Origin of the sequence: Candidatus Thiodiazotropha endoloripes (genome assembly GCF_001708965.1) — a bacterium.
GTDB classification, from domain to species: Bacteria; Pseudomonadota; Gammaproteobacteria; order Chromatiales; family Chromatiaceae; genus Thiodiazotropha; species Thiodiazotropha endoloripes.
The window spans coordinates 1926288-1950409 of record NZ_LVJW01000003.1 but is presented as its reverse complement, the minus strand read 5'-3'; the positions used below and the strand labels follow the sequence as shown (position 1 = coordinate 1950409).

The following is a 24122-nucleotide window of genomic DNA, read 5'->3' as shown; positions in this document are numbered from 1 at the left end:
ATTACTGCTGATCGCACGAAGCCTTGACCTGCTCCAGTAGCCTTTCAAGATAGTTCATTCTTTTGATTGAGAGGTTAACCTTATCCGCGAGTTCGGTATCCTCCTCACAGCCATCGATCAAGTGGAAGGTGTCTTCAAAAAAGAAAACAAAAAAACTGTCCAGAAAATGGATATCCCGGTTGGTATCCATGATCAGATTGTCAATGCCGAACAGATCGATGACTTTTGGATTGTCTGACTTGCGCCAGGCTTGAGCCGCTTTGACGAAACGGGAGAGTTGAATCCGCGATTTTGGATTGGCGCACAACAGCTTGATTGCCTCTTCTTCATTCTGCTGATTGGCTATGTTGAACCAGACATTGATTGCCTGGGCCAGCACCAAAACACTTGCGCGACCGTTGATCTTTGTGACGACGAACAAGGCATCCGGGATAATCTCATCAAGGGTATCCTTGAGTTGACGATAGTGTCGGGCCAGTAGTTTTGTCTCATTTTCCGAATAGTCTGTGTAAGGCCATTTGATAACAAATTCGGTATAGGTTGTCTCGATTTCACCATCTACGAGTTTTTCGTGGCGTTTACTACTACGCCATACTTCACAATGGCTGCCAATAGTTGAAATGAGGGTTGCCCGGAATCGCCTGTGATCGAGACAAGCGATATCCACCACCATCTGATCTGTCTCTTTACCACTGGGACCAGGCATTCAAATAGACCTTGAAATAGATAAAAAACTCAGGTTTATCCGCTACAATCGCTTTCAATGTTGTGAGATTGGATTCGGGTTAACTGGCTCTCGGTATCGCGTAGACAGAGCTGGAGTGGATACCTGACCTGATTATCCAAACAGGTTTGTAGAGTAAGGTGTAGATTGTGTCAGTTGGATGATAATTGCAAGTCGTTGTTATTGTCCGACTGATTTTCAGGATTGAGTTGAGCTTTAAGGTACTGAGTGATGCGTTTGTCCAGCCAATACTCTGCTTTGAATGGTAGATTCCCCTGGATAAATCCCACGTGCCCACCATTCATGCAGAGTTCCAGGTCAACCCCCGGGCCCAGCTGATCCAGTGTCGGGGCATTGGCTGGAAACATGAATGGATCGTCCAGGGCATGGATGATCAGGGTTGGTGTGTTGATGTTTTTCAGTTTTGTGCCTGAGCTGCACTTGTTGTAGTAGTCATCCGCATCGTTAAACCCATTCGCCAGGGAGGTTATTTTGTCATCGAACTGATAGATGGTTTGAATGGCAGTGAGGTCAGCCGTTTTGTCGAAACCGCGTATCTGGCATTTTTCCGAATAGCTTTTCTTCAGTTTATCAAGAAGGTAGCGTCCATATATCCTGGAGAGCCCCTGTTCCAGGCGTGTCGCAGCCTGGCCAAGATTGAAGGGTACGGAGACAGCGACTGCCGCACCAAGTGCACTCTTGTGACCTGTTTCGGACAGGTACTTCAAGAGCAGATTTCCTCCCAGGGAGAATCCGACCACAGCATCCGGAAGCTGGTTCCTGGTGCCCAGCCGTTCCAGGATCTCTTTGAGGTCTTCAGATGCCCCGGAGTGATAGCTGCGATGCAGCCGGTTCGGTTCACCACTGCAGCCCCGCAGATGCATGAACAAGGTGCGGAAACCAGCCTGGTGTAGTGCCTGAAGGGTTGGTGTGACATAGTGGGATCTGATGGAGCCCTCCAATCCATGTATCAGCATCACCAGAGGCCCACTGGAATCTTGATGCCAGGATAGGTCTATGAAATCTCCATCCCTTAGATCGATTCGTTCGAGATGTAAATCGAGCTTGACTCTTGATCTGAAAAGAGTTGGCCAAATAGTCTGAAGATGGGGCGACTTGAGCCACCAGGCAGGTTTGAAAGGAGTGTGGGTCACACTGGCCATGAAGCTAAACGCAATCTTGACTGACTGAATAGACTCAGTGTTTCAAATCACTGCTTGGCTGATAACTGCTCAAGTCGAGTTTTGCGACCAGCATTTGAAGTCGCTCAGCGATGTCGACAGTTTCGACCATCGACTGCTTATCCTCATGGGGTAAGGGGAGGGCGGTGGTCAGGACATTCACCAGCAGGTCAGTAGGAAGTTGTTTCAGCTGTTCGGTATCTGTCTGCAGATCATTGGCCAGCAGATAGCGTTCGAGGGTGAGTTCGATCTGTTTTCGCTCTTTGAGCAATGCGGTGGAAACGGGGTCGTAGTCTGATTCAAACCTTGCCCAGATAGGGGTTATGAGCCGGTAACCACGGGTAGTCTTGAGTTCTTCCCCGACATCGAACCGACATACTCCGGTAAGAATGATCTCAATTCTGCCATCGGGAGTCTCGCTATAGTAGCTTATTCTGCCGGAGCAACCGGTATTGAATACCTTATTTTTGCTATTTTCCGGTTCATCCAAGGGTTGTACCATGCCAATCAGGTGATGACTTGCCATCGCATCTTCTATCATATTGATATATCGGGGTTCGAAGATATTCAGCGGCAGCTGCGCTCCAGGCATCACGATAGCGCCAGCAAGCGGAAATATCGGGATGGTATCGGGTAACTGCTGAAATTGAGTGATAAATGGATTTGGCATTGCACTTCCTACAGGCCGTTCAATATTTATGAGTACAGCTGACAGGCAATTGTTCCTTGGCAATATCAACCCACGATAGACCAGAAACATTACTCATCGATTTGATTAGATATTATAGTTTGAAGATCAGCAATACAGTAATAAGCAGACACTTTGACAAGCCATCTTCAGGGGACTCTTGTAGCCTATAACAGTTTGATTTTCAAAGGCAGATGGGCTTAGACAGATGATGGCCTATCAAGGTGCCGGGTGAATAGTCTGCTATATTGAATTGCGAATGACCATGTTGTGAGAGGAATGATGTGGGTTTTTATTAATGGGATATCGGAAGAGTGTACTGCGCGGGAATTGACCAAAATGGTTAACCGCCTGGTAATGCCGGGTTGGTCTTTTTTTACTGAGAAAGTCAATGCTGTGGACATAACCAGGTCGAAGGTGTTGAGGTTGAAGTTCAATAAGGCCCAAGACTGGGAAATTCATGGGCTTGTATTCATTGATCCATCTGAATCTGCCCACGAAATGATCGGCCGACTTAATGCGGCCTCACGGCTGGGCAGGAGGCTGCATGCTCATCCATATATCCACCGGGAAGCCTCGCGGGATCGACGAAGGCTGGTGCTTGATAAGGCTCACAGGTATCCCGGTGATCGAAGAAGGCAGGATCGACGTCGGATCAGCCTGGCCAGTCAAGTCGTCGACGCGATGAATTAGTGTTAACAGACCCAGGAATGCCTTGATAAAACATTTAACACTTGTTTAGAATTCAGAGCTAAATCAAGATTTATCAGACTCTTATAGTGTGTATTATGGAGATCTCACAGGGATGAGAAGGAGGCGATGGAAAAGCCAGCTTGATTTTTGTACTGCATCATCGTTGTCAGAGGGTTCAGGGGAGAATCCACTGAATCAACAATTACTTCTATTGCCGCCGATTGTGGAAATCTGGAGGCGTATGCCGGTAAAGCGATGATGCAGGATTATAAGCCTTTCAGAGGGTGCATAGGGATGGCAGATGTTGAGTATTGGAACACTCACTATGGAAGAAGAATAACCACCTATCCGAACCAGAGAGAGACTTAAATCATGACTAAGCTAGTCGAAATCGAGGGTATCGGTGCAACCTACGCATCAAAACTGGAAGCTGCTGATATCAAGAACCTGGAAGCCTTGCTGGAGCAGGGGAGTACCAAAAAAGGACGTAAGACACTTGAGGATTCAACCGGAATCAGTGGCAAATTGATTCTCAGATGGGTCAATATGGCCGACCTTTTCAGGGTCAAAGGTATCGGTGAACAGTACTCCGATCTATTGGAAGCAGCGGGTGTGGATACCGTACCTGAATTGGCACAAAGAAAGCCTGAGAATCTGCATTCAAAAATGGTTGAGGTCAATGAAGCGAAGAATCTGGTACGTGCTACTCCCAGTCTCTCCTCAGTTGAGAAATGGGTGGCAGAAGCTAAAGAGCTTCCTAGAGTAGTAACCTACTAGCTGATAATATCCGCCATAACCATGTATCAGTCATGGTTATGGCGTTGTTCTAGGGCCTATTGGATCAGTGTTAACAGGCCCTAGATAAGGACAGAGCGGATGAACACCGCTGGCTGCCTACGAACATCCAGTCCATACAGCAAGGCCACATCTCCGTATCTCTGTCAGAGTTCTGAATAATCAAGCGGTGCCCTCAAACTTTTCCCGCCACTGATCATCATAGTAGTAGGCGAACCGTCTGTTACGTTATAACTATTAAGGTGCCGGGTGAATAATAGCCCGTCAGTTTGAGTCGCCAGGTTAATAACTGCTCAATTCCAAACCAACTCAGTACGGCTATCGGTTGATACAAGGCATGCACTATGTATTTATTTTGACACTGCTGCTGCTTCTCCTGCTTGGTCCACAATGGTGGGTCAATCGGACCATGAAAAAGCACAGTCAGCAGGAAGAGGATAACTTTCCCGGCAATGGCGGTGAATTGGCAAGGCATCTGTTGGATCGGTTTTCCCTGACGAATGTGCGTGTTGAAAGTACTGATTTGGGGGACCACTACGATCCAGGTGATAAAGCTGTCAGGCTCTCCAAGGAGCGAATGAGCGGGAAATCGCTCACTGCCATTACGACCGCAGCTCATGAAGTGGGACATGCGCTGCAGGATGCAGCGGATGAGCCGATGTTTCGCTGGCGGACCCGACTGGCCCGGTTTGCCCAATTTGCCCAACGGCTGGGTTCATTTCTGCTGTTTCTGGCTCCCATTGCCTCGGTGATCTCCAGGGCGCCAGCAATCGGGATGATCAGCGCCCTGGCAGCATTTCTGATCATGGGGACCAATGTGCTGTTACAGTTATTCACCCTACCGGTTGAATTGGATGCAAGCTTTAAAAAAGCCATGCCTCTGTTAAAGGATGGTTATCTGACAACGGATCAATACCCGGCGGCAGAAAAAATATTACGGGCGGCAGCATTCACCTATCTGTCCGCCTCACTGGCCGGTTTATTGAATTTCTGGCAATGGATTCGAGTTCTGCGAAGATAGCCGGGACAAAAACTGGCGCCTGTCAGGGATTTCTGTTTCAATTTTTCAATAACAGCATGTCGGAGGTGTCAATGCTAAAAAAACTTCATGGATTTAGGCTTGTGAAACAGGCCTGGTTGGCCATCTTGCTGATCTCCATACAGTCATCACTGTGGTCACAGGATGCGATGGATCCACCACAAGAAAGCGTGACCTCGGAGGAGGTTGAAGCGGAAGCACAGGAGCTATTGGATTCACAAGGTATTGAAGAGTCTCCCGTACCCGATGCTTATGTCGCCCGGGCTGTGTTCACCACCGCTGTGATTGACAGAGAGCCAGTGGATCAGGTAGTCAGCCTGGATGAGAATGCCACGGAAGTCTCATTTTTTACCGATCTTAGAAATCTTCAGGGTCGTACAGTCGTTCACAGATGGGAATTTGAAGGGGAAGTGATCAGCGAGGTCAATATTCAAGTCGGTGGCCCCCGCTGGCGGGCCTATTCAATCAAGAGCCTCAACCCTGGGGAAGAGGGAAAATGGACCGTTTTCGTGATTGATGAGTCGGGTTGGCCTCTGCATGCCAGTATCTTTCAGCAGCGGACTAGTGGTCTGAGTGAAAATTAAATCCTGATCTGTTTTGCGGAGAATTCAGATCTCAATGCCATAGCAGAAGAGCGGCGCACAATGGTTATGGCTGCTGAGCGTGAGAAGTGAGTCATATATCAGCTGGCTATGGAGAGCCCAGAGGGATTGTTGATTGATGCCTTAGTTGTGGCTTTCGGTGGCAGGATCGAGATCCTCAGAATTGGTCTCTGCTTCAAATTCGGGTAATAAGGGAACTGATTCGTTGACTGCTTCCGATTGAAATTCATAGTCGGTGGAAACTGTTTCGGGCGGATCGAAAAAAACTGGTTCGGCTGTCGTGGTGTTGACCAGACTTCGGTTGAACTCTTCCTCAGCCATCTGACGTAAAGTCAGCTCTTTTTCAAGCCTCAGCTCCTCAGAAATGCTCGGCGCTCTGGTGACGGGGGCCGCTTGCTGATGTCCGGCACTGTTGACTGATGGGACTGTCCTACGACTACTGTTACTTTTGGTTTGCTCTACTACGACCTCTTTGGTCGGCAGGGCTGCTGCACCTTGATTGGGAGAACTACTCGGCAGCGCTACCTGATTTGTGTCAGATACTGGATCATAGGTAGGTGCACTCATTACCGTGTAGAGATAGATGCCGCCAATTACGACGATGGCTAGCATGATCAAGCTGGCAATGGTGAATGAGGAGGGGTTGAAGCCATTTTTGAAGAACATCGGTTCAGCTTCTACCCGAAACGGTGGAATCCTGCTTCCTTTTACCTGCTTCTGTTTCAGATCGACCTGCTCTTTATCTGGAAACAGATGAACCGAGTCGGTTTTACTCTCTTTGACCGGTTTGATTTGTTGTTGCGGCTGCGGCTGCGGCTGCGGCTGCGGAGTAGGTGACAGAGCCAATTCCGGCTTGTACAGCTCTTCCAGGAGATCGGTGTCTGTTTTCAACTCCGAATTTGATTCATCGACTAGAGTGCTGTTTCTTTTTTCGACAGCTTTAGGTTGCTGATACTGTTTTTCCCGCAGTTCGTTGACTTCCTGTTGCAGCTGATCAACCTGCATCTTAAGCAGATTGCTGTTATCCCTCAGGCTGGTTACCAGCTGATTCGATTTCAGGCTTTCGAGTTCTGCTTTCTCTGCTCGGCTTTTGAGATCGCTGATCTGATTCTCAAGACGCTTATTCTCACCTTCGATCAGTTGGTGCGACTGTCTCAAAGAAGCCGTTCTCTCTTCCTCTTCATCAATCAGTCGTCGGTTCTCTCTTTCAGTGGTCTCGGCGCGGTGTGCCAGCTCATTATTGTCCTTTTGCACTTCGCCAAACTTGAGTTTCAACTGTTGGAACTGGCTTTCAACTTCAAACAGTTGCCGGCGCAGGTGTTCAGCTTCGGCGGATTCATTTTTCCAATGTTTGACATCTTCGATTAGCGATCTGTTTTCAGTGGTCAAATCCTCCAGAGCTCGCTTGTATTCAGAAATCTGTCCTGCCTGTGCCTCGAAATCTTTCGCTTGATTCGTGTACTTGGCCTTGATTTCCGCAACCTGTTCCGCCGCCAACCGGTTGATCTCGGAGGAGCCTTTGCTCACTACATGGGGGGAGCTGGGCTGTGTATTGGATATGACGTTGGATATCTCCATGCTGTCGTGCATGGAGACCGGAGTCAGATTTTCGTTACCTTTATCGACAACTTTGTCGCCACCATTCTCAAACGCGGCTTTGAGGCGTCCTTCTGCAAGTTTTATCAGATCCTGCAGGCGGATCCCCGGTTTAATATCCGGTGCTGATATGCCAATACTCGCCGTAACGCTTTCATCCGCTTCACCAAGATAAAACTGTTTTGAGGTGAGATCTTCCAGAATTCTGCGGCTCAGGTATTTTGTTCCTATGGCATTCGAGGCAGGACGTAGAATGGAAAAGCACCCCTCCCCGAAATAGCCCAGGGTGTCATCAGGATGGATGTGTTTCTCAATGATCTCCTTCAGTGCCAGCAGGATATGTTCGATCGCCGCTTCGCTGTAGTGGTCCATAATGCTGCTGAACTGATCCACTTTTATCAGCGCCAAAGCAAGCTCATTCTTGTTGCGAATCGCAAATGAGAGTTCCCGGCTGGCAATCTCCAGAAATTCTGTTTTATCGGTGGTATTGTCGAGAAAGTCACTCTGTGCATTGGCGTCCTGTACTTCTACGGAGAGCTCTTGCTCAGTCTCTTCAGCTAACTCTTCAACGAACTGCCGGATCAATGTTGGATCAAACGGCTTGCTCACCATTCCCGATGCACCAAGTTTCTCAAGCTCTTCAGCGATACCTTCCGTCACCTCATTGCCGGTAACAACGATGAACGGTAGGTTGGATATTCGTCCAGTCGTGGAATTTCTGATATTGGTTAAGAGTTTGCGACCGTCTATCTTCGGCATGGAGAGGTCGCTGAAAACCAAATCGATTGATGGAGTTTGGCATATGACCTGCCACGCCTGCTCCCCATCCTCAACTTCAATAAGTTGACAGGTTTCGTTAAGAATATTCCTCAGCGATACCCGCACAACCCGAGAATCGTCTGCAATAAGAACTACCGGCTTATCACCAGTATGCTGAGTAAAGCGATTGAGTGCTTGTTCTGCCATACCGTCAAAGTCTTGATCGTTAGACATGTTTATTGTTTAGCCTACACATAAAGTCGTCTCATAGTGCTAAAACTTGAATGACCAATTGTTAAATAATATTCTGAAAAACAGACTTAACTTCCTGAAATAAAAAGCATTAATACTTTAGTTATGTAATAGATGGGAAGCGAAAAATGAGAGACAAATCACTAATAATCAAATAAGTGCGTTTCCAGGTCGGTCAGGATCAGCGCAGGGGCAATGGATTTAAGTGGTTCCGGGTTGGATATAGGCCGCAACTCATCAGTGCGTACTATTATCGGCAACAAAACATTTATTTTTTGTGAAAGATTTAAAAAAATTGGCCCGTTTAATTATGAGGTATTCAGACTCAAGAGCCCCATCAGATATCTTCCATGCTGCGTTGTTGGCAATTAAATGGATAATTGTGTGATGCTTGACGCATAGCAACCACTCAACTAGCTTGAAATGATTCAGAAACTGGAGAAACCGGGACTTCTTGCCGATATCTTCTGCAGGTGATTTTTGCTTTGGTCTTTGGGTAATCCCAATGGATAGCAGATAACCTGCTTTGGCTTGATTGTACGGAATTAGTCAGCAGTTAAAGTAAAATATTTTAATAGTGTTATTAGTAACAGATTTTTATAATGTTTAGTGATCGACGGTTTGACCTGGCTGGAGTGCATACGAGCTGTAAACAGAGATTTGGTCACGGTATGAATAGATCTACAATGAGACAAAATAGGCTGGCAGCAATCGGATGACAAAATCGGTTTTTACACTTGCAGATGGTGAGCGGGTAGATACCGAGACCGAACAGGAGCGTGAGCAGAAGCAACTTGAATCTGCGACAACCAAGGCTTTTGTCGACTCGGTAAAAGAGGATCTGCTTGCCAACAATATCTATCTGCCAACCCTTCCGGCTTTGGCGCTGGAAGCGTTGATTATCATTAATGATGTGGATAGCTCTGCATCCGATCTGCAGAGAGTGATTTCACGGGATGCCTCTTTGACCGCCCGGCTCATCCGCTATGCCAATAGTCCTCTCTACCGGGGCATGAACAAGATCGCCACCATCAAACCTGCAATTACCCGGATCGGTTTTCAGCGGGTGAAAAATGCCGTCTATGCCGTCTCCATGAAAGAGGTATTCCGAACCTCGGTCAAAGAGATTGAACGGCGAATGGATAGGCTCTGGAATCACTCTGTCAAAGTGGGGGCTCAAGCGGCGATGTTAGCAAAAACCCAGCCAGGACTGGACCCGGACGTTGCGCTGGTGGCAGGGTTGGTGCATGACATTGGGCATATACCGCTACTAATTAAAGCATGTAAATACAAAGAGTTAATAGATAATCCGGAGTTTCTCGACAAGGTTCTGCGAAAGCTGCATCCCCATATAGGAGGCAGTATCTTGAAGCTATGGAAATTCGATGAGGCGATCATCGAAGTGGCAGCCCATCATGAGGATTTGAGCCGGGATCCGGGTGATGATGTGCCTGTCGATTATGTGGACATTGTTCAGGTTGCAAATATTCTGGCTCATGAGGGCACGGATCACTATATGGCATCGGTGGATCGATCCACCATCAAAGCGTTTGCCAGACTGGAGCATGGTGAAAACGGCAGTGACCTTGATGCCGACACCAAAAAAATTGAGGATACATTGTTTTAGGGCCTATTGGATTGGTGTTAACAGGTCCTAGTGTCGGGTTAATCTTATCGATCTGGGAATCAAACTTCATCCCTGTCTGTCGCTCGCCACTTGAGCCCCGGTCTCCACTGATCGATCAATCTGTCTCAGTCTATCGAGAGCACTCATTGCGCCAGAATATCCACACCTTCCTGTCGGAGCATGGTGTTCAGTCGAATCAACGGCAGGCCAATCAAAGCGTTCGGATCGGCTCCCTCCATATATTCAAACAGGCTGATTCCGAGCCCTTCTGATTTGAAAGAACCGGCACAATTGTAAGGCTGTTCCTTTAACAGATAGTTTTCGATCTCGGATCGATTCAGTGTTCTGAATTGGACATGAAATGGCTCACAACAGGTTTGGTTCCGCCCGGTTTTACTGTTATGGAGAGTAAGTCCGGTGTAAAAAGTAACCTTCTTGCCCGAGGCGTTGAGTAACTGTTCGATCGCCTTTTCATGATTGCCGGGTTTACCCAGAATCTCCCCGTCCACCGTGGCAACCTGATCCGAACCGATGATCAGCGCCTCGGGGTGGCTCTCTGCAACCGCCATGGCTTTCTGTTGGGACAGCCTCAGCACGAGCGCTTCTGCCGACTCATCTTTCAGCCTGGACTCATCCACGTCGGGTGAAGATGTGCTGAATTCCAAGCCAAGTCGGCTCAGCAGTTCTCTTCTGAATGGGGAGCTTGAAGCTAATACAAGCGGTAAATGATCAGACTGGGTTACCTGGGTCATACTGGTTCATGGGTTTTCGGGAACAAATTTCGCCCATTTTACCAGACAGGCGGGTAGCGGATTGAAAAATTCTCGCCATGCAGCCTCACGAAGGTATAGAATCGATTGATGGGCTTAATACTGAATATATATATTCTAAATAAATGGAGTATTATCTATATAAAAACAAAGAGTTAATCGATATTGCTAATACACATGTTGCTTGACAACATGTCTTCACCCAACGTAGAAAGACAAAAATAACCACCAACGAGTAAAAATATCCAATGCCAATTGAAGACTTGTTGCTGTCAGGCGTCAACCTGATGCTCCTTGGAATGGGGATAGTTTTCACTTTCCTTCTTGTGCTGGTTTTTGCCATGAAGGGGATGTCAAAACTTGCTATGGCTGTGATGGAGAGACAAAGGATAGTTGATACACATGCCAATGCGCCAGTAGTGGCAGGCCAGGAACAGGCCGCTATGCGTGGCGACCTGGTTGCCGTAATATCGGTGGCAATTAACCAATATCGTTCGATTCGTCATTGAGTCTGACTTTTTCATTATTTTTGTAACACCTGATACCAGGCTGTTTTATTAACAACGGCGGCTAGCTTATGAGCGAAAAGAAACCACTAGGAATAACAGAAGTTGTGTTGAGAGATGCGCATCAGTCTCTGTTTGCGACCAGAATGCGTATCGACGATATGCTTCCAATTGCAGAAAAGCTGGATAAAGTTGGCTTCTGGTCATTGGAAACCTGGGGCGGGGCAACTTTCGACGCCTGTATCCGATTCCTTGGTGAAGATCCCTGGGATCGTATCCGAATCCTGAAATCGGCCATGCCGAATACGCCGATGCAGATGCTGTTTCGCGGCCAGAACATCCTGGGATATCGGCATTATGCAGATGATGTGGTGGATAAATTTGTCGAAAGGGCGGCGACTAACGGCGTTGATGTGTTCCGTATTTTCGACGCGATGAATGATCTGCGTAACCTGGAGACTGCGGTCAAAGCGACATTGAAAGTCGATAAGCATGCACAGGGCACCATGTCCTATACCGTAAGCCCGGTTCATAATATGGATTACTGGTTGGACATGTGTAAAAGCATGGAAGATATGGGCTGCCACTCAATCTGCATCAAGGACATGGCAGGGCTGTTGAATCCCTACACCGGTTATGATCTGGTCACCCGTCTGAAAGAGAGCATTTCGATACCGATCGCGATGCATAGCCATGCAACCACAGGGATGAGTATGGCAACCGCTGTAAAATGCGCCGAAGCGGGTGTTGATATGATGGATGCCTCAATCTCCTCCATGAGTATGACCTATGGCCACTCTGCCACAGAGTCCGTTGTAGCTATTCTCAAGGAGAGCGATCGGGATACCGGATTGGATCTCAACCTGCTGGAAGAGATTGCCGCTTATTTCCGCGAAGTACGTAAGAAATATGCCAAGTTCGAAGGTTCCCTGAAGGGTGTGGACTCCCGGATTCTGGTCGCTCAGGTGCCGGGTGGCATGCTGACCAACATGGAGAATCAGCTCAGAGAGCAGGGTGCTACCGACAAGCTTGATGATGTACTGGACGAGATTCCGAAAGTGCGTAAGGATCTGGGCTACATTCCACTGGTTACCCCAACTTCCCAGATTGTAGGCACCCAAGCCGTTATCAACGTGCTGATGGGTGAGCGCTATAAGAGCATCGCCAAAGAGACGGAAGGTGTTTTGAAAGGTGAGTATGGTGCGACACCGGCACCGGTCAATGCTGAGCTTCAGTCCAGGGTTCTGAAAGCCGGTGAAGAGGCCATTACCTGCCGTCCGGCTGACCTGATCGATGCCGAGATGGATAAATTGACCGCGGAATTCCGTGGTCTGGTCGATGAGCACGGAATCAAAGTGGCAAAAGATGAAGTCGATGATGTACTTATCTATGCACTCTTTCCCCAGGTTGGCCTGAAGTTTCTCAAGAACAGAGACAATCCGGATGCCTTTGAGCCTGTGCCGGGCACAGAAGCAGATACGGCGAGTACTGCACCTGCAGCCGCACCTGCTGCGGCACCGGCTGGTGGGCCCGAAGCCTATCAGGTGGAGGTCAATGGGGTGACCTACAACGTCAAGGTATCTCCCGCAGGTGCGGTTACTGATGTGGCCCCGGCGGCACCGGCCGCTGCGGCACCTACCGCAGCCCCGGCGCCAGCTGGTGGTACGGAGATTGCCGCACCATTGTCTGGAAATATCCACGCCATCAAGGTGTCCGCTGGTCAGCAGGTAGCGGCCGGCGACGTTGTGATGGTGCTGGAGGCGATGAAGATGGAGACAGAAGTACGCGCCAATTCAGCTGGTACGGTGTCTCAGGTCCTGGTTAAAGAGGGTGATGCCGTACAGGTTGGAACCCCACTGTTGAGTCTTTCCTGATATGGTTGAAATAGGCTTAGAACCGCTATGGCAGTCGACTGGTCTGGCGAATCTGGAGTGGGGCCAGGTCCTGATGATGGGCGTTGGCTGTGCATTGATCTACCTGGCTGTGGTGAAAAAGTTCGAACCGCTGCTGCTGTTGCCGATCGGATTCGGTGCCATTCTGAGTAATATCCCGCTGGCCGGGATCGGCGGTAGTGATGGCCTGCTGGGCCTTATCTACAGTGTGGGGATAGAGACCGGCGTCTTTCCACTACTGATCTTTATGGGGGTCGGCGCGCTTACCGATTTCGGTGCGCTGATTGCCATGCCGTGGACCCTGTTACTGGGAGCTGCCGCTCAGTTCGGTATTTTCGTCACCCTGCTGGGTGCATTGGCACTGAATTTTGTTCCGGGTTTCGATTTTACCCTGGCTGAAGCTTCAGCGATTGCGATCATCGGTGGCGCGGATGGACCGACAGCGATTTTTCTCGCTTCCAGGTTGGCACCTGACCTGTTGGGTGCGATTGCGGTGGCGGCCTACTCCTATATGGCACTGGTACCGATTATCCAGCCGCCAATCATGCGCTTGCTGACAACCGAGGCGGAGCGCAATGTGGAAATGCAGCAGTTGAGGCACGTAAACAAGCTGGAGAAGGTGCTGTTTCCCTTCGCGGTGCTACTGTTATGTATCATCTTTCTACCCTCCGCAGCACCGTTGATCGGTATGCTGACCTTCGGCAATCTGCTCCGTGAAAGCGGTGTGGTGGAGCGACTCAGTCATGCGGCACAGAACGAGATCATCAATATTGTGACGATTTTCCTTGGTTTGGCGGTTGGCTCCAAACTCTCTGCAGACAAGTTTCTGACCATCGATACCCTGGGTATCCTTACGCTGGGCGCCTTTGCCTTCTGTATTGGCACGGCGACCGGTGTGATCATGGGTAAAATCATGCATCGGGTCACAGGGGGCAAGGTCAATCCGCTGATTGGCGCAGCCGGGGTGTCAGCAGTGCCGATGGCGGCCCGGGTGGTCAACAAGGTGGGACTGGAGACCAATCACCACAATTTTCTGCTGATGCACGCCATGGGGCCGAATGTGGCGGGTGTGATCGGTTCTGCGGTAGCTGCCGGTATTCTGCTGGCGATGGTTGGCGGTTAACACCGCTCTCAGGCGGATCCCACCTCTCACGTCATTTTGACATGAGAGGTGCTCTCATAATATTATCTCGCGCTTATGTCGAAGCGCTTTCCTGATCGATTGGATCCCTGGCGCTTCGCTGATCTCGGTAAAGAGGTCAGCGGAGAGTTGCCTGTTGAGGCTTTTGTGAGACTCCGAGATTGCCTGATGCAGGCTGATGGCGAGGTCTTGTTCAATTTGAGCTTCAGTCGTGACGAGCAGCGGCATGCAAGGCTTGACGGGAATGTCCGGACCGAGTTGACGCTTGAGTGCCAACGCTGTCTTGGGGCATTGAGATTTCCTGTAGAGAGAAGGTTCTCGGTGGTCTTTGTTCAAGGACTGAATGAAGCTGAGAGGCTGCCTGAAGATCTGGACCCATGCCTGGTAGAAGAGGGTGTGGTGGATTTCAGGGAGCTGATCGAAGATGAGCTTCTTTTGGCACTGCCTCAAGTGCCGATGCACGACACAGATGTTTGTCAGGTGCCTCATGAGTTCGTCTCAGATGAGGAGCTGCAGGTGTCAGAACCTGAGCAACAGGAAAATCCGTTTGCCGTGCTGTCCGCGCTCAAAAAGGACAGGCATTAGTTTTAGTTTGTATAAATTTTTTCAGGAGATCAGCCATGGCTGTTCAACAAAACAAAAAGACCCCATCAAAGCGCGGTATGCGCCGTGCACATGATGGCTTGAAGGGTGAGACCCTCTCAATTGATTCAACTTCCGGTGAAACCCACCTGCGTCACCACGTGACTGCGGATGGTTTCTATAAAGGCCGCAAAGTAGTCGATACCAAAGGCGAGTGATTCTCAACTCGTCGGTTCAATGACCTGTTTGGAACCCGTATGAGGCAATGGCCTCTGACGGGTTCTTCTTATTTGGGTGAATCTATCTTCAATGAATAGGCCAGTCACAATCTCTCTGGATGCAATGGGCGGAGACATCGGCGCAGATGTCGTGGTGCCTGCTGCATTAGGATATCTGAAACAGGATAAGAAGACTGCACTGATACTGGTCGGTGACGAAGATACGCTTCAGGCAATGCTTGGAAATCATGGATTTGGTGACAGACTGCGTATAAAGCACGCATCTGAAGTGGTTGCTATGGATGAGCTGCCATCCAAAGCGCTGCGAAACAAAAAAGATTCATCCATGAGAGTGGCTATAGATCTGGTCAAATCCGGGGATGCGGACGCCTGTGTCAGTGCTGGTAATACCGGCGCCTTGATGGCTACCTCCCGATTTGTGTTGAAGATGCTACCGAATATCGATCGTCCTGCAATCATTACGGCATTACCATCCATTACCGGGCAGACATTCATGCTCGATCTGGGTGCGAACGTGGATTGCAGTGCCGGGCACCTGTTTCAGTTTGCGGTTATGGGCAGTGAAACTGTCTCTGCAGTAACCGATATCAGCAACCCGACAATCGGCTTGCTGAATATCGGCCAGGAAGAGATTAAGGGTAATGAGCAGGTGAAACAGGCCCATGAGCTGCTACACGCCAGTTCACTCAACTATGTAGGCTATGTTGAGGGGGACGATGTTTTTCAGGGTGGCACGGATGTCATCGTTGCCGATGGTTTTGTTGGAAATATCGCCCTGAAGAGCAGTGAAGGGGTTGCCAAGATGATCCGCCATTTCATGCGCCTGGAATTCAAAAAGAATCTCCTGACCCAATTGGCTGGATTGATCGCATTGCCGGTATTACGCAGTTTGGCGAAACGCATTGATCATAGACACTACAATGGCGCCAGTCTGTTGGGACTGCGTGGGATTGTAATCAAAAGCCATGGCGGGGCAGACAAAATTGCATTTATGAATGCAATCAGCATTGCCCGCAAAGAGGTTTCAAGCGATGTGCCCAGCCGCATTGCGGAACAAGTCAAGGCTCATCTGGATAAAAGGGAAACCGCGTGATCTATTCGCGTATAACCGGTACAGGTGGTTATCTGCCTGAGAAAGTCGTGACCAATCACGACCTTGAAAAGATTGTTGATACGACTGATCAGTGGATCGTAGAGCGTACCGGCATCCGTAAACGTCACATAGCGGAAGAGGGGGAGTTTACCTGCGATCTGGCTGAAAAGGCGGCGCGGAATGCCCTCGATATGGCTGGTCTGAAGCCTGATGAGATCGACCTCATCGTGGTGGCGACAACCACCGCTGATCAAGTCTTTCCGAGCACCGCATGTCTGCTGCAGGCGCGTCTGGGAATCCGCGGACCTGCGGCGTTTGATGTTCAGGCAGTATGTACCGGTTTTGTCTATGCTCTCGGCGTCGCTGACAAATTCATTCAAACCGGATCGGCTAAAAAGGCGCTGGTTGTCGGTGCTGAGACCATATCGCGGATACTCGATTGGAACGACCGGAATACCTGTGTGCTGTTTGGTGACGGTGCAGGCGCAGTGGTGATCGAGGCCAGTAATGAGCCGGGCATCATCTCGACCCACCTGCATGCGGATGGTGCCTATGAAAGCCTGCTGCGTGTCCCTTCAGGTATCTCACGCGGCTATGACAAGCTTCGCGAGAGTGAAGCTTATATGCAGATGCGAGGCAACGAGGTGTTTAAGGTGGCGGTGACGACGCTTGGTCGCATCGTGGATGAGACACTGGCTGCCAACGGGATGCAAAAATCGGATATCGATTGGTTGATTCCCCATCAAGCCAATATCCGTATCATTAATGCCACGGCAAGGAAACTGCAGACCCCGATGGAACGGGTGGTGGTTACTGTGGAAGATCACGGTAATACTTCGGCTGCTTCAGTGCCGCTGGCACTGGATGTGGCGGTCAGGGATGGAAGAATAAAACGAGGTGAGACCATTCTCATGGAAGCCTTTGGTGGCGGCTTCACATGGGGCTCGGTACTGGCAAAATTCTAATTCCTGCGAAAGTCGATTATGAGTGATACACAATTCAGTATGGTATTTCCCGGTCAGGGTTCCCAATCTGTTGGTATGTTGAAACAACTGGCAGATGATTTTGCTGTTGTAACTGAGACCTTCAAAGAAGCATCCGAGGTTCTGGGTTTTGATCTTTGGGATTTGGCTCAGAACGGCCCGGCTGAATCACTGAATCAGACAGAGAATACCCAACCCGCGATGTTGACCGCCGGTGTTGCGGTTTGGCGTGTTTGGCAGCAGCAAGGTGGGCCATCGCCGGAATTGATGGCGGGCCACAGCCTGGGAGAGTATACCGCTCTGGTATGTGCCGGTGCGCTCGGCTTTGAAGACGGGGTGAAACTGGTTGCCCAGCGTGGCAGATTCATGCAGAACGCGGTGCCTGAAGGGAGTGGCAGTATGGCCGCCATTCTTGGTCTTGACGATGAGGTTGTGCGCCAGGTCTGTCAATCCGCAGCATCGGGCGATGTGGTAGAGGCGGTCAACTTCAACTCCCCTGGACAGGTGGTTATAGCCGGCAGTAAAAGTGCCGTTGAACGGGCTTGCGAGTTGGCCAAGGAGGCCGGTGCCAAGCGGGCATTGCCCCTGCCAGTGAGTGTGCCGTCCCATTGTGCGCTGATGAAACCGGCAGCAGAGCAGTTGAGCGAACAATTGGCTACAATAAGTCTTTCCGAAGCCGATATTCCCGTGCTTCACAACGTCAATGTGGCATCTGCGGCAGATGGTGACGAGATCCGATCACTGCTCGCTGCACAGCTCTACAGTCCGGTACGCTGGGTTGAGGCGGTGCAAAAAATGGCTGCTGCCGGTAGCTCCAGAATCATCGAAGCCGGGCCAGGCAAAGTACTGGCAGGGCTGACAAAAAGAATAGACCGGAAACTAACCGGTATGGCGGTATATGACACAAATAGCCTGAATCAGGCTCTGGAGGCTTTGAAATGAGTCTGGAGAATGAAATTGCCCTGGTCACTGGCGCCAGTCGTGGCATCGGTGCAGCAATCGCTGACTGCCTGGCCTCTGCCGGTGCCACCGTGGTGGGTACCGCAACCTCTGAGGGTGGCGCCGAAGCGATCACTGCGCGCCTGAATGAGGCTTCTGTTACGGGATGCGGCATGGTGCTGGATGTGGCAGACCAGGCCTCTATTGATGCACTGATGAGTGGCATTACTGAAAAATACAGTGCACCGACCATACTGGTGAACAATGCGGGAATTACCAACGACAATCTGCTGATGCGGATGAAGGACGATGAGTGGGAGCGGGTGATCAACACCAATCTCTCCTCGGTCTATCGTCTCAGCAAGGGTGTGTTGAGAGGTATGATGAAGGCACGCAAAGGGCGGATCATCAATATCTCCTCAGTGGTTGGCTCGATGGGTAATGCAGGCCAGTCAAATTATGCGGCTGCTAAGGCCGGCATCGATGGATTTACCCGTTCACTGGCCCGTGAGGTTGGTTCCAGAGGGATCACTGTTAATTCCGTGGCGCCGGGCTTCATCGAAACCGACATGACCAATGAACTGCCAGAGGCTCAAAGGAAGAGTCTGATTGAGAATATTCCGTTGCAGAAGCTTGGATTACCCGAGGATATCGCGAACGCGGTCCTGTTTCTTGCCGGTGCATCTGGACGCTATATCACAGGGGAGACCCTGCATGTAAACGGCGGAATGTACATGTCCTAAGGACATTTTCAGATTAAAAACATTATAAGTTAAATGAAGTATGGCTTATAATTGCTTGTTTAGAAAAAGATAATCAATAAATTAGTGGCATTAAGCTGAACTAATGATTACGCTTTTCTCAGAACTTTTTTGTTACTACAATACCGCATCGGCCCTATTGGTGGTCGTCGGTTAATCCAGAGGAAATTAATAAAATGAGCGATGTCGTAGAACGAGTTCGAAAAATCGTGGTAGAACAACTGGGCGTTAAAGATGAAGAGGTGACTCTTGAAGCTTCTTTCGTCGATGATCTTGGCGCTGACTCTCTCGACACAGTAGAGCTGGTAATGGCCCTTGAAGAGGAATTTGAAACCGAGATTCCTGATGAAGAGGCTGAAAAGATTACAACTGTGCAATTGGCTGTTGATTACATCAACGCACATAGTTGAGCTCTACAGCAGATCTAATTTTTGCAGGCCGTCATGCTCCATCCATAACGGGGCGCGGCCTTTTGTTTTTCAGCAATACCGATGAGATTTGGGGGTAGTCATATATGACTGCAAGAAGGGTTGTCGTAACTGGGCTGGGCATGGTAGCTCCTGTTGGACTGGATGTGGCTTCCTCATGGGAGAACATACAGGCTGGTAAGAGTGGGATCCAACCAATCACCCATTTTGATGTTGAATCGTTTTCGACACAGTTTGGTGGTCCCATCTACGGCTTTGAAGTCACAGACTACATCCCGAAGAAAGAAGCCAAGAAAATGGATAAATTTATCCATTATGGTGTTGCTGCCGGTATTCAGGCCATCAAAGATTCCGGGCTTGAAGTAACCGAAGAGAATGCTGACCGGATCGGTGTGCTGATCGGTTCCGGCATTGGCGGTATTACCGGGATCGAGAACAGCTATCAGTCCTACCTCGATGGCGGACCGCGAAAGATCTCTCCATTCTTTGTTCCTTCCAGTATCATCAACATGGTATCGGGCAATCTCTCCATCATGTATGGCTTGAAAGGACCTAACTACTCGATCGTTTCTGCCTGTAGCAGTGGCGCTCACAGTATTGCCGAGGCGGCGATGATGATTCGCTTTGGTCGTACCGATGTGATGATTGCCGGTGGTGCGGAAATGGCCACTTCTCCAGTTGGTCTGGGTGGATTTGCTGCAGCACGCGCCCTGTCACGGAGAAATGATGATCCTCAGGCAGCGAGCCGCCCCTGGGACAAGGACCGGGATGGTTTCGTGCTCAGTGACGGTGCCGGTGTGGTGGTGTTGGAAGAGTACGAACAGGCCAAGGCCCGTGGCGCAAAAATCTACGCTGAGCTGGTGGGTGTGGGGATGAACTCTGATGCCTATCATATGACTGCACCTTCAAAAGATGGCTCAGGCGCTGCCCAGTGTATGGAGATGGCACTCAAGGATGCTGGCATCAACCTGGAAGAGGTTGACTATATCAATGCCCATGGTACCTCTACTCCAGCCGGTGATGTGGCTGAAACCCTGGCGGTCAAACGGGCCTTTGGTGATCATGCCCACAAACTCTGTGTCAGCTCGACCAAGTCGATGACCGGGCATATGCTGGGTGCCGCTGGTGGTGCAGAAGCTGTGTTCACCATTCTGGCGCTGCACAACCAGGTGGTACCTCCGACCATCAATCTGGAGAATCAGGATCCGGATTGTGATCTGGACTACGTGCCCAATACAGCCCGGGAGATGAAGCTGGATGTGGTGATCTCCAACTCCTTCGGATTTGGTGGTACCAACGGCACATTGGCATTCCGCCGAGTCTGATAGCTTCGAAGATCTCTGTTGCTGATTGACGGACTACCAGCAGACCGGATACCCATCACGGATCGTGGTCTGCAATATGGGGATGGTCTGTTTGAGACCATCGCCGTAAAGGATGGTCTTCCCTGTCTCTGGCAACGCCACATGGTGCGGCTGGAAAAAGGCGAACAGGCACTGGGTTTCACTCCCACAGATAAGCAGCTGCTCTGGCAGGAAGCACTCCAGGTAGCGGCCGGACAGACCTCGGCGGTTCTGAAAATAGTCGTGACCCGGGGCAGTGGTGGTCGTGGCTATCGTCCACCTTCTCCCTCTCATCCGCGGCGCATTCTCTCAATCCATCCCTGGCCCGACTATCCGGCGGAGTGGTATGAAAAGGGAATTGAAATTCGCATCTGCGAGACCCGTTTGTCAAACCAATCCCGACTGGCTGGTATCAAGCATCTCAATCGTCTGGAACAGGTGTTGGCCAGAGCCGAGTGGGAAAATCCTGACATTGCTGAAGGTCTGATGCTGGATCAGCAGGATCGGGTAATTTGCGGAACCCAGTCAAACCTGTTTTTACTCAAAGGGGATCAGCTGCTGACACCGAAGCTTTCAACGGCAGGTGTAGCCGGCGTTGTGCGTGAGCTGGTACTCGAATCTGCAGAACAATTCTCTCTGAAACCCAGGCTCACCGAGCTCTCCATCGATGATTTGAAGCAGGGTGATGTACTGTTCATGACCAATGCAATCATGGGGCTTTGTCCTGTGGTACGCTTTGAGCAGACGGTCTTTGAATTGAAAAAAATCCCGGCAGAACTGATGATGTTCATCGGACATACCTATCTTGCTGCAGGATGAAAAGATTAACCGGCCCTGAAATGAGTGGAGCATGAACAGACTGCTAGGCATCACAATCTTTGTATTAAGTCTCCTCATGGCCTGGGGATGGCTTGAATACGATGATTTTGTCCATCAACCTCTGAATCTGCCGCCTTCTGGTATTAACTACCATCTTCAAGCCGGTACCAGTCTGAGAGCCCTGGCTGATGATCTGCAACAAACAGAGATCATCCAAAAGCCGATACTACTCGAGATATTGGCCCGCTGGAGTGGCCAGGCGGGTCAGCTTAAAGCAGGGGAGTACTACCTGCCTGCAGACACCACGCCGACTCAACTGCTACAAATACTCAGCTCGGCAAGAGTGGTCCAACATTCACTGACCATCATCGAAGGGTGGACGTTTCGACAATTGATGAAAGCTGTTCGGGCAAACCCGGTCCTGGTCAAAACCCTGGATGAATTGGATGATCAGCAGATCATGGCGCGTCTGGGTTATGAAAATGATCACCCCGAAGGACGCTTCTATCCTGATACCTACCATTTTCCCAGGGGGACCACGGATGTTGAGTTCCTGCAAAGGGCCTACCGGCGAATGCAGAAGACATTGCAGGATGCCTGGACAGAGCGGGCCTCTGATCTGCCTCTGAAAACACCCTATGAAGCACTGATTCTCGCTTCCATCATTGAGCGGGAGACCGGCCTGCCGAATGAGCGGGAGGAGATTGCCGGGGTGTTCGTCAGGCGGCTCAAACGCGGGATGCTGTTACAGACCGATCCAACCGTGATCTATGGCATGGGTGAACGCTATGATGGCAATATACGCAAACGAGACCTGACCCGCGACACACCCTATAACACCTATACCCGTAAGGGGCTGACACCCACTCCCATCGCCATGCCAAGCGGTGCGGCAATCGAAGCGGCACTCAATCCAAAGGCGGGTAAGTCGCTCTATTTTGTTGCGACTGGTGATGGTGGCCACTATTTTTCAGAAACCCTGAAAGAGCACAACAATGCAGTCCGAAAGTATCAGTTAAAGCGATGAGCAACAGTTTGAAAGGACGATTCATTACCGTTGAAGGCGGTGAGGGCGCCGGCAAGAGCAGTAATCTGGATTATATTCGTAGTCTGCTCAGCTCTGCAGGCAAACAGGTCGTGTTTACCCGTGAACCCGGTGGAACACCGTTGGGAGAAGCGATCAGGGATCTGTTACTGGGCCATCAGCATACCGGGATGGCTGATGATACGGAGTTGCTGCTGATGTTCGCGGCCCGTGCTGAGCATCTGCAGCAAAAGATCAAACCTGCGTTGCAACAGGGGCAGTGGGTCTTGTGTGACCGGTTTACCGATGCCAGCTACGCCTATCAGGGCGCCGGGCGTGGACTTGCCAGTGATCGTATCGCGTCTCTTGAGCAATTTGTGCAGGGCGAGCTTCGCCCCGATTTAACGCTGTTGTTGGATCTGCCTGTGGAGCAGGGGCTGGCCCGGGCCGGACAAAGATCCGAACCGGATCGTTTCGAGAAACAGGAGATGAGTTTTTTCGAGAAGGTCAGAGCTGGCTATCTGGAGATTGCTGCCAGGGAGCCGCATCGGGTAAAAATCATAGATGCTTCAAAACCATTGGAAACCGTACAGCAGCAGATCGATCATGTCGTGACAGCTTTTCTGGAGCAGAGCGGTGGCTGAGTCGGGCTACAGCCCCATGCCCTGGCATCAACAGCAGTGGCAGCAATTACAACAGTCTCTCAACCAGGGGCGGTTGTCCCATGCGTTACTGCTCTGCGGACCTCCAGGGCTTGGCAAACAACAGTTTGCCCTAAGCTTTGCCCAATCCCTGCTCTGCAGTAATCCCAGCGAATCCGGTCAAGCCTGTGGGACCTGTCAGCATTGTCATCTGATCCAGGCCGGTAACCACCCGGATCTGCAGTGGGTCGGTCCGGAGGAGGGGAGTAAGAGTGGCGAAATTAAAATCGAGTCAATCCGGGCGCTTACCAGTTCGGCTGCTCTGACTGCCCACTCTGCTAAGTATAAGATGATTGGTATTCAACCGGCCCATCGGATGACCAACGGGGCAGCAAACAGCTTGCTGAAAACCCTGGAGGAGCCCACTTCCGGGACGATCATCCTGTTGTTGACAGATCAACCCGCCAGATTGTTACCGACCATTCGAAGTCGTTGTCAGTCGGTGCTGTTTCATCCACCACAGCGGTCTCAGGCCCTGGAGTGGCTCTCCGGCAAGGTTGAGCACGGCGATCCTGCTCTGCTGCTTGGGTTGGCGAACGGCGCACCACTCAAGGCCCTGGCGTTGAATGATAAAACCCTGCTTGAGAGTCGCAGTGAGATGCTGAATCAGTTTCTGGCATTGAGCGATCAACGCCTCGACCCGGTCAAACTGGCCGGTATCTGGCAAAAATTTGACTATAAGTTATTGATTGAATGGCTTATTGGTTGGGTTATCGATATCCAGAGACTCAAAGTCTCATCCTCCTCCGGGCCAGCGTTGTCTAATCCGGATCGGGCTCAAGCTTTGCAGAAAACAGCCGACAAGTTAAACTCAAGGGCGATACAAAGCTATCTGAAGAAACTCTATGCAGTCAGGGCTCTAACCGATAGCAATATCAATCTGCAATTGACATTGGAAAGACTACTTATCGAATGGCAGACCTGTTCAAGACAGGGTGCCTGAAT

At 50.3% G+C, this 24122-nt stretch carries 24 protein-coding genes; 19 read left to right on the top strand and 5 right to left on the bottom strand.

From position 1 onward, the window contains the following. Window position 1 precedes the first annotated feature (1 nt). The 3 genes from A3193_RS08760 to A3193_RS08750 all read right to left on the bottom strand — a co-directional run bounded on the left by A3193_RS08760 (window position 2) and on the right by A3193_RS08750 (window position 2575). Window positions 2–706, bottom strand: coding sequence for a hypothetical protein (locus tag A3193_RS08760; RefSeq protein WP_069014541.1), 705 nt, complete (start codon window positions 704–706; stop codon window positions 2–4). A 170-nt stretch (window positions 707–876) separates the two neighbouring features. Beyond that, a complete protein-coding gene (locus tag A3193_RS08755; protein ID WP_069014540.1) occupies window positions 877–1887 on the bottom strand; it encodes a hydrolase in 1011 nt (336 codons plus the stop codon). 34 nt (window positions 1888–1921) lie between these two features. Then, on the bottom strand, window positions 1922–2575 hold the full coding sequence (locus A3193_RS08750; RefSeq protein WP_069005974.1) for an LON peptidase substrate-binding domain-containing protein: 654 nt from the start codon (window positions 2573–2575) through the stop codon (window positions 1922–1924). 1083 nt (window positions 2576–3658) lie between these two features. On the opposite strand from A3193_RS08750, the gene A3193_RS08740 reads away from it, so the two are divergent. The 3 genes from A3193_RS08740 (at window position 3659) to A3193_RS08730 (ending at window position 5704) form a co-directional block, all read left to right on the top strand. Further along, window positions 3659–4063: a DUF4332 domain-containing protein gene (locus tag A3193_RS08740; RefSeq protein ID WP_069005972.1), complete on the top strand. Its 405-nt coding sequence runs from the start codon at window positions 3659–3661 to the stop codon at window positions 4061–4063. Between the two features lie 355 nt (window positions 4064–4418). Then, window positions 4419–5102: a zinc metallopeptidase gene (locus A3193_RS08735; protein ID WP_069005971.1), complete on the top strand. Its 684-nt coding sequence runs from the start codon at window positions 4419–4421 to the stop codon at window positions 5100–5102. Between the two features lie 71 nt (window positions 5103–5173). Continuing rightward, window positions 5174–5704 (top strand): DUF2914 domain-containing protein, encoded by a 531-nt coding sequence (locus A3193_RS08730; protein ID WP_235614933.1) that lies wholly within the window; start codon window positions 5174–5176, stop codon window positions 5702–5704. A gap of 141 nt (window positions 5705–5845) precedes the next feature. Here A3193_RS08730 and A3193_RS08725 read toward each other — a convergent pair whose 3' ends face one another. Continuing rightward, a complete protein-coding gene (locus A3193_RS08725) occupies window positions 5846–8311 on the bottom strand; it encodes a GGDEF domain-containing response regulator (protein WP_069014538.1) in 2466 nt (821 codons plus the stop codon). 733 nt (window positions 8312–9044) lie between these two features. On the opposite strand from A3193_RS08725, the gene A3193_RS08720 reads away from it, so the two are divergent. Further along, window positions 9045–9956, top strand: a complete 912-nt coding sequence (locus tag A3193_RS08720; RefSeq protein ID WP_083218637.1) for an HDOD domain-containing protein — start codon at window positions 9045–9047, stop codon at window positions 9954–9956. 143 nt (window positions 9957–10099) lie between these two features. On the opposite strand, the gene A3193_RS08715 is transcribed toward A3193_RS08720, so the two are convergent. Further along, the gene (locus tag A3193_RS08715; RefSeq protein ID WP_069005968.1) at window positions 10100–10708 is read right to left on the bottom strand and encodes a Maf family protein; all 609 of its coding nucleotides are present in this window, start codon (window positions 10706–10708) and stop codon (window positions 10100–10102) included. A 266-nt stretch (window positions 10709–10974) separates the two neighbouring features. Between A3193_RS08715 and A3193_RS08710 the strand changes: the two genes are divergently transcribed. The 15 genes from A3193_RS08710 to A3193_RS08640 all read left to right on the top strand — a co-directional run bounded on the left by A3193_RS08710 (window position 10975) and on the right by A3193_RS08640 (window position 24120). Continuing rightward, window positions 10975–11235 carry an OadG family protein gene (locus A3193_RS08710; RefSeq protein ID WP_069005967.1) on the top strand — a complete coding sequence of 87 codons (261 nt, stop codon included), beginning with the start codon at window positions 10975–10977 and terminating at the stop codon, window positions 11233–11235. A 68-nt stretch (window positions 11236–11303) separates the two neighbouring features. Then, window positions 11304–13106: a sodium-extruding oxaloacetate decarboxylase subunit alpha gene (oadA, locus tag A3193_RS08705; protein WP_069005966.1), complete on the top strand. Its 1803-nt coding sequence runs from the start codon at window positions 11304–11306 to the stop codon at window positions 13104–13106. A gap of 1 nt (window position 13107) precedes the next feature. Continuing rightward, window positions 13108–14247 carry a sodium ion-translocating decarboxylase subunit beta gene (locus A3193_RS08700; protein ID WP_069005965.1) on the top strand — a complete coding sequence of 380 codons (1140 nt, stop codon included), beginning with the start codon at window positions 13108–13110 and terminating at the stop codon, window positions 14245–14247. 75 nt (window positions 14248–14322) lie between these two features. Beyond that, window positions 14323–14850, top strand: a complete 528-nt coding sequence (locus A3193_RS08695; RefSeq protein ID WP_069005964.1) for a YceD family protein — start codon at window positions 14323–14325, stop codon at window positions 14848–14850. A 35-nt stretch (window positions 14851–14885) separates the two neighbouring features. After that, window positions 14886–15065, top strand: coding sequence for a 50S ribosomal protein L32 (gene rpmF, locus A3193_RS08690; RefSeq protein ID WP_069005963.1), 180 nt, complete (start codon window positions 14886–14888; stop codon window positions 15063–15065). A 91-nt stretch (window positions 15066–15156) separates the two neighbouring features. Next, window positions 15157–16179 (top strand): phosphate acyltransferase PlsX, encoded by a 1023-nt coding sequence (gene plsX / locus A3193_RS08685; protein ID WP_069005962.1) that lies wholly within the window; start codon window positions 15157–15159, stop codon window positions 16177–16179. Continuing rightward, window positions 16176–17144 carry a beta-ketoacyl-ACP synthase III gene (locus A3193_RS08680; RefSeq protein WP_069005961.1) on the top strand — a complete coding sequence of 323 codons (969 nt, stop codon included), beginning with the start codon at window positions 16176–16178 and terminating at the stop codon, window positions 17142–17144. The genes plsX and A3193_RS08680 overlap by 4 nt, the downstream gene beginning before the upstream one ends. A gap of 18 nt (window positions 17145–17162) precedes the next feature. Continuing rightward, a complete protein-coding gene (gene fabD / locus A3193_RS08675) occupies window positions 17163–18104 on the top strand; it encodes an ACP S-malonyltransferase (RefSeq protein ID WP_069014537.1) in 942 nt (313 codons plus the stop codon). Beyond that, the gene (gene fabG, locus A3193_RS08670) at window positions 18101–18844 is read left to right on the top strand and encodes a 3-oxoacyl-ACP reductase FabG (protein WP_069014536.1); all 744 of its coding nucleotides are present in this window, start codon (window positions 18101–18103) and stop codon (window positions 18842–18844) included. Before fabD ends, fabG begins: the two co-directional genes overlap by 4 nt. A gap of 194 nt (window positions 18845–19038) precedes the next feature. Further along, window positions 19039–19272: an acyl carrier protein gene (acpP, locus tag A3193_RS08665; RefSeq protein WP_068993473.1), complete on the top strand. Its 234-nt coding sequence runs from the start codon at window positions 19039–19041 to the stop codon at window positions 19270–19272. A 104-nt stretch (window positions 19273–19376) separates the two neighbouring features. Next, window positions 19377–20615, top strand: coding sequence for a beta-ketoacyl-ACP synthase II (gene fabF / locus A3193_RS08660; RefSeq protein WP_069005958.1), 1239 nt, complete (start codon window positions 19377–19379; stop codon window positions 20613–20615). A gap of 18 nt (window positions 20616–20633) precedes the next feature. Then, window positions 20634–21452 (top strand): aminodeoxychorismate lyase, encoded by an 819-nt coding sequence (gene pabC / locus A3193_RS08655; RefSeq protein WP_235614932.1) that lies wholly within the window; start codon window positions 20634–20636, stop codon window positions 21450–21452. 31 nt (window positions 21453–21483) lie between these two features. Further along, the gene (gene mltG / locus A3193_RS08650; protein ID WP_069014534.1) at window positions 21484–22479 is read left to right on the top strand and encodes an endolytic transglycosylase MltG; all 996 of its coding nucleotides are present in this window, start codon (window positions 21484–21486) and stop codon (window positions 22477–22479) included. After that, entirely contained in the window at window positions 22476–23120 is a 645-nt protein-coding gene (gene tmk / locus A3193_RS08645) for a dTMP kinase (RefSeq protein ID WP_069014533.1), read from the top strand. The genes mltG and tmk overlap by 4 nt, the downstream gene beginning before the upstream one ends. Then, window positions 23113–24120, top strand: a complete 1008-nt coding sequence (locus A3193_RS08640; RefSeq protein ID WP_083218413.1) for a DNA polymerase III subunit delta' — start codon at window positions 23113–23115, stop codon at window positions 24118–24120. The genes tmk and A3193_RS08640 overlap by 8 nt, the downstream gene beginning before the upstream one ends. The last annotated feature ends 2 nt before the right edge of the window (window positions 24121–24122 follow it).

Coding starts and splice junctions, on each gene's coding strand:
- A3193_RS08760 (WP_069014541.1), bottom strand. CDS start 706: ATGCCTGGTCCCAGTGGTAAAGAGACAGATCAGATGGTGGTGGATATC.
- A3193_RS08755 (WP_069014540.1), bottom strand. CDS start 1,887: ATGGCCAGTGTGACCCACACTCCTTTCAAACCTGCCTGGTGGCTCAAG.
- A3193_RS08750 (WP_069005974.1), bottom strand. CDS start 2,575: ATGCCAAATCCATTTATCACTCAATTTCAGCAGTTACCCGATACCATC.
- A3193_RS08740 (WP_069005972.1), top strand. CDS start 3,659: ATGACTAAGCTAGTCGAAATCGAGGGTATCGGTGCAACCTACGCATCA.
- A3193_RS08735 (WP_069005971.1), top strand. CDS start 4,419: ATGCACTATGTATTTATTTTGACACTGCTGCTGCTTCTCCTGCTTGGT.
- A3193_RS08730 (WP_235614933.1), top strand. CDS start 5,174: ATGCTAAAAAAACTTCATGGATTTAGGCTTGTGAAACAGGCCTGGTTG.
- A3193_RS08725 (WP_069014538.1), bottom strand. CDS start 8,311: ATGTCTAACGATCAAGACTTTGACGGTATGGCAGAACAAGCACTCAAT.
- A3193_RS08720 (WP_083218637.1), top strand. CDS start 9,045: ATGACAAAATCGGTTTTTACACTTGCAGATGGTGAGCGGGTAGATACC.
- A3193_RS08715 (WP_069005968.1), bottom strand. CDS start 10,708: ATGACCCAGGTAACCCAGTCTGATCATTTACCGCTTGTATTAGCTTCA.
- A3193_RS08710 (WP_069005967.1), top strand. CDS start 10,975: ATGCCAATTGAAGACTTGTTGCTGTCAGGCGTCAACCTGATGCTCCTT.
- oadA (WP_069005966.1), top strand. CDS start 11,304: ATGAGCGAAAAGAAACCACTAGGAATAACAGAAGTTGTGTTGAGAGAT.
- A3193_RS08700 (WP_069005965.1), top strand. CDS start 13,108: ATGGTTGAAATAGGCTTAGAACCGCTATGGCAGTCGACTGGTCTGGCG.
- A3193_RS08695 (WP_069005964.1), top strand. CDS start 14,323: ATGTCGAAGCGCTTTCCTGATCGATTGGATCCCTGGCGCTTCGCTGAT.
- rpmF (WP_069005963.1), top strand. CDS start 14,886: ATGGCTGTTCAACAAAACAAAAAGACCCCATCAAAGCGCGGTATGCGC.
- plsX (WP_069005962.1), top strand. CDS start 15,157: ATGAATAGGCCAGTCACAATCTCTCTGGATGCAATGGGCGGAGACATC.
- fabD (WP_069014537.1), top strand. CDS start 17,163: ATGAGTGATACACAATTCAGTATGGTATTTCCCGGTCAGGGTTCCCAA.
- fabG (WP_069014536.1), top strand. CDS start 18,101: ATGAGTCTGGAGAATGAAATTGCCCTGGTCACTGGCGCCAGTCGTGGC.
- acpP (WP_068993473.1), top strand. CDS start 19,039: ATGAGCGATGTCGTAGAACGAGTTCGAAAAATCGTGGTAGAACAACTG.
- fabF (WP_069005958.1), top strand. CDS start 19,377: ATGACTGCAAGAAGGGTTGTCGTAACTGGGCTGGGCATGGTAGCTCCT.
- mltG (WP_069014534.1), top strand. CDS start 21,484: ATGAACAGACTGCTAGGCATCACAATCTTTGTATTAAGTCTCCTCATG.
- tmk (WP_069014533.1), top strand. CDS start 22,476: ATGAGCAACAGTTTGAAAGGACGATTCATTACCGTTGAAGGCGGTGAG.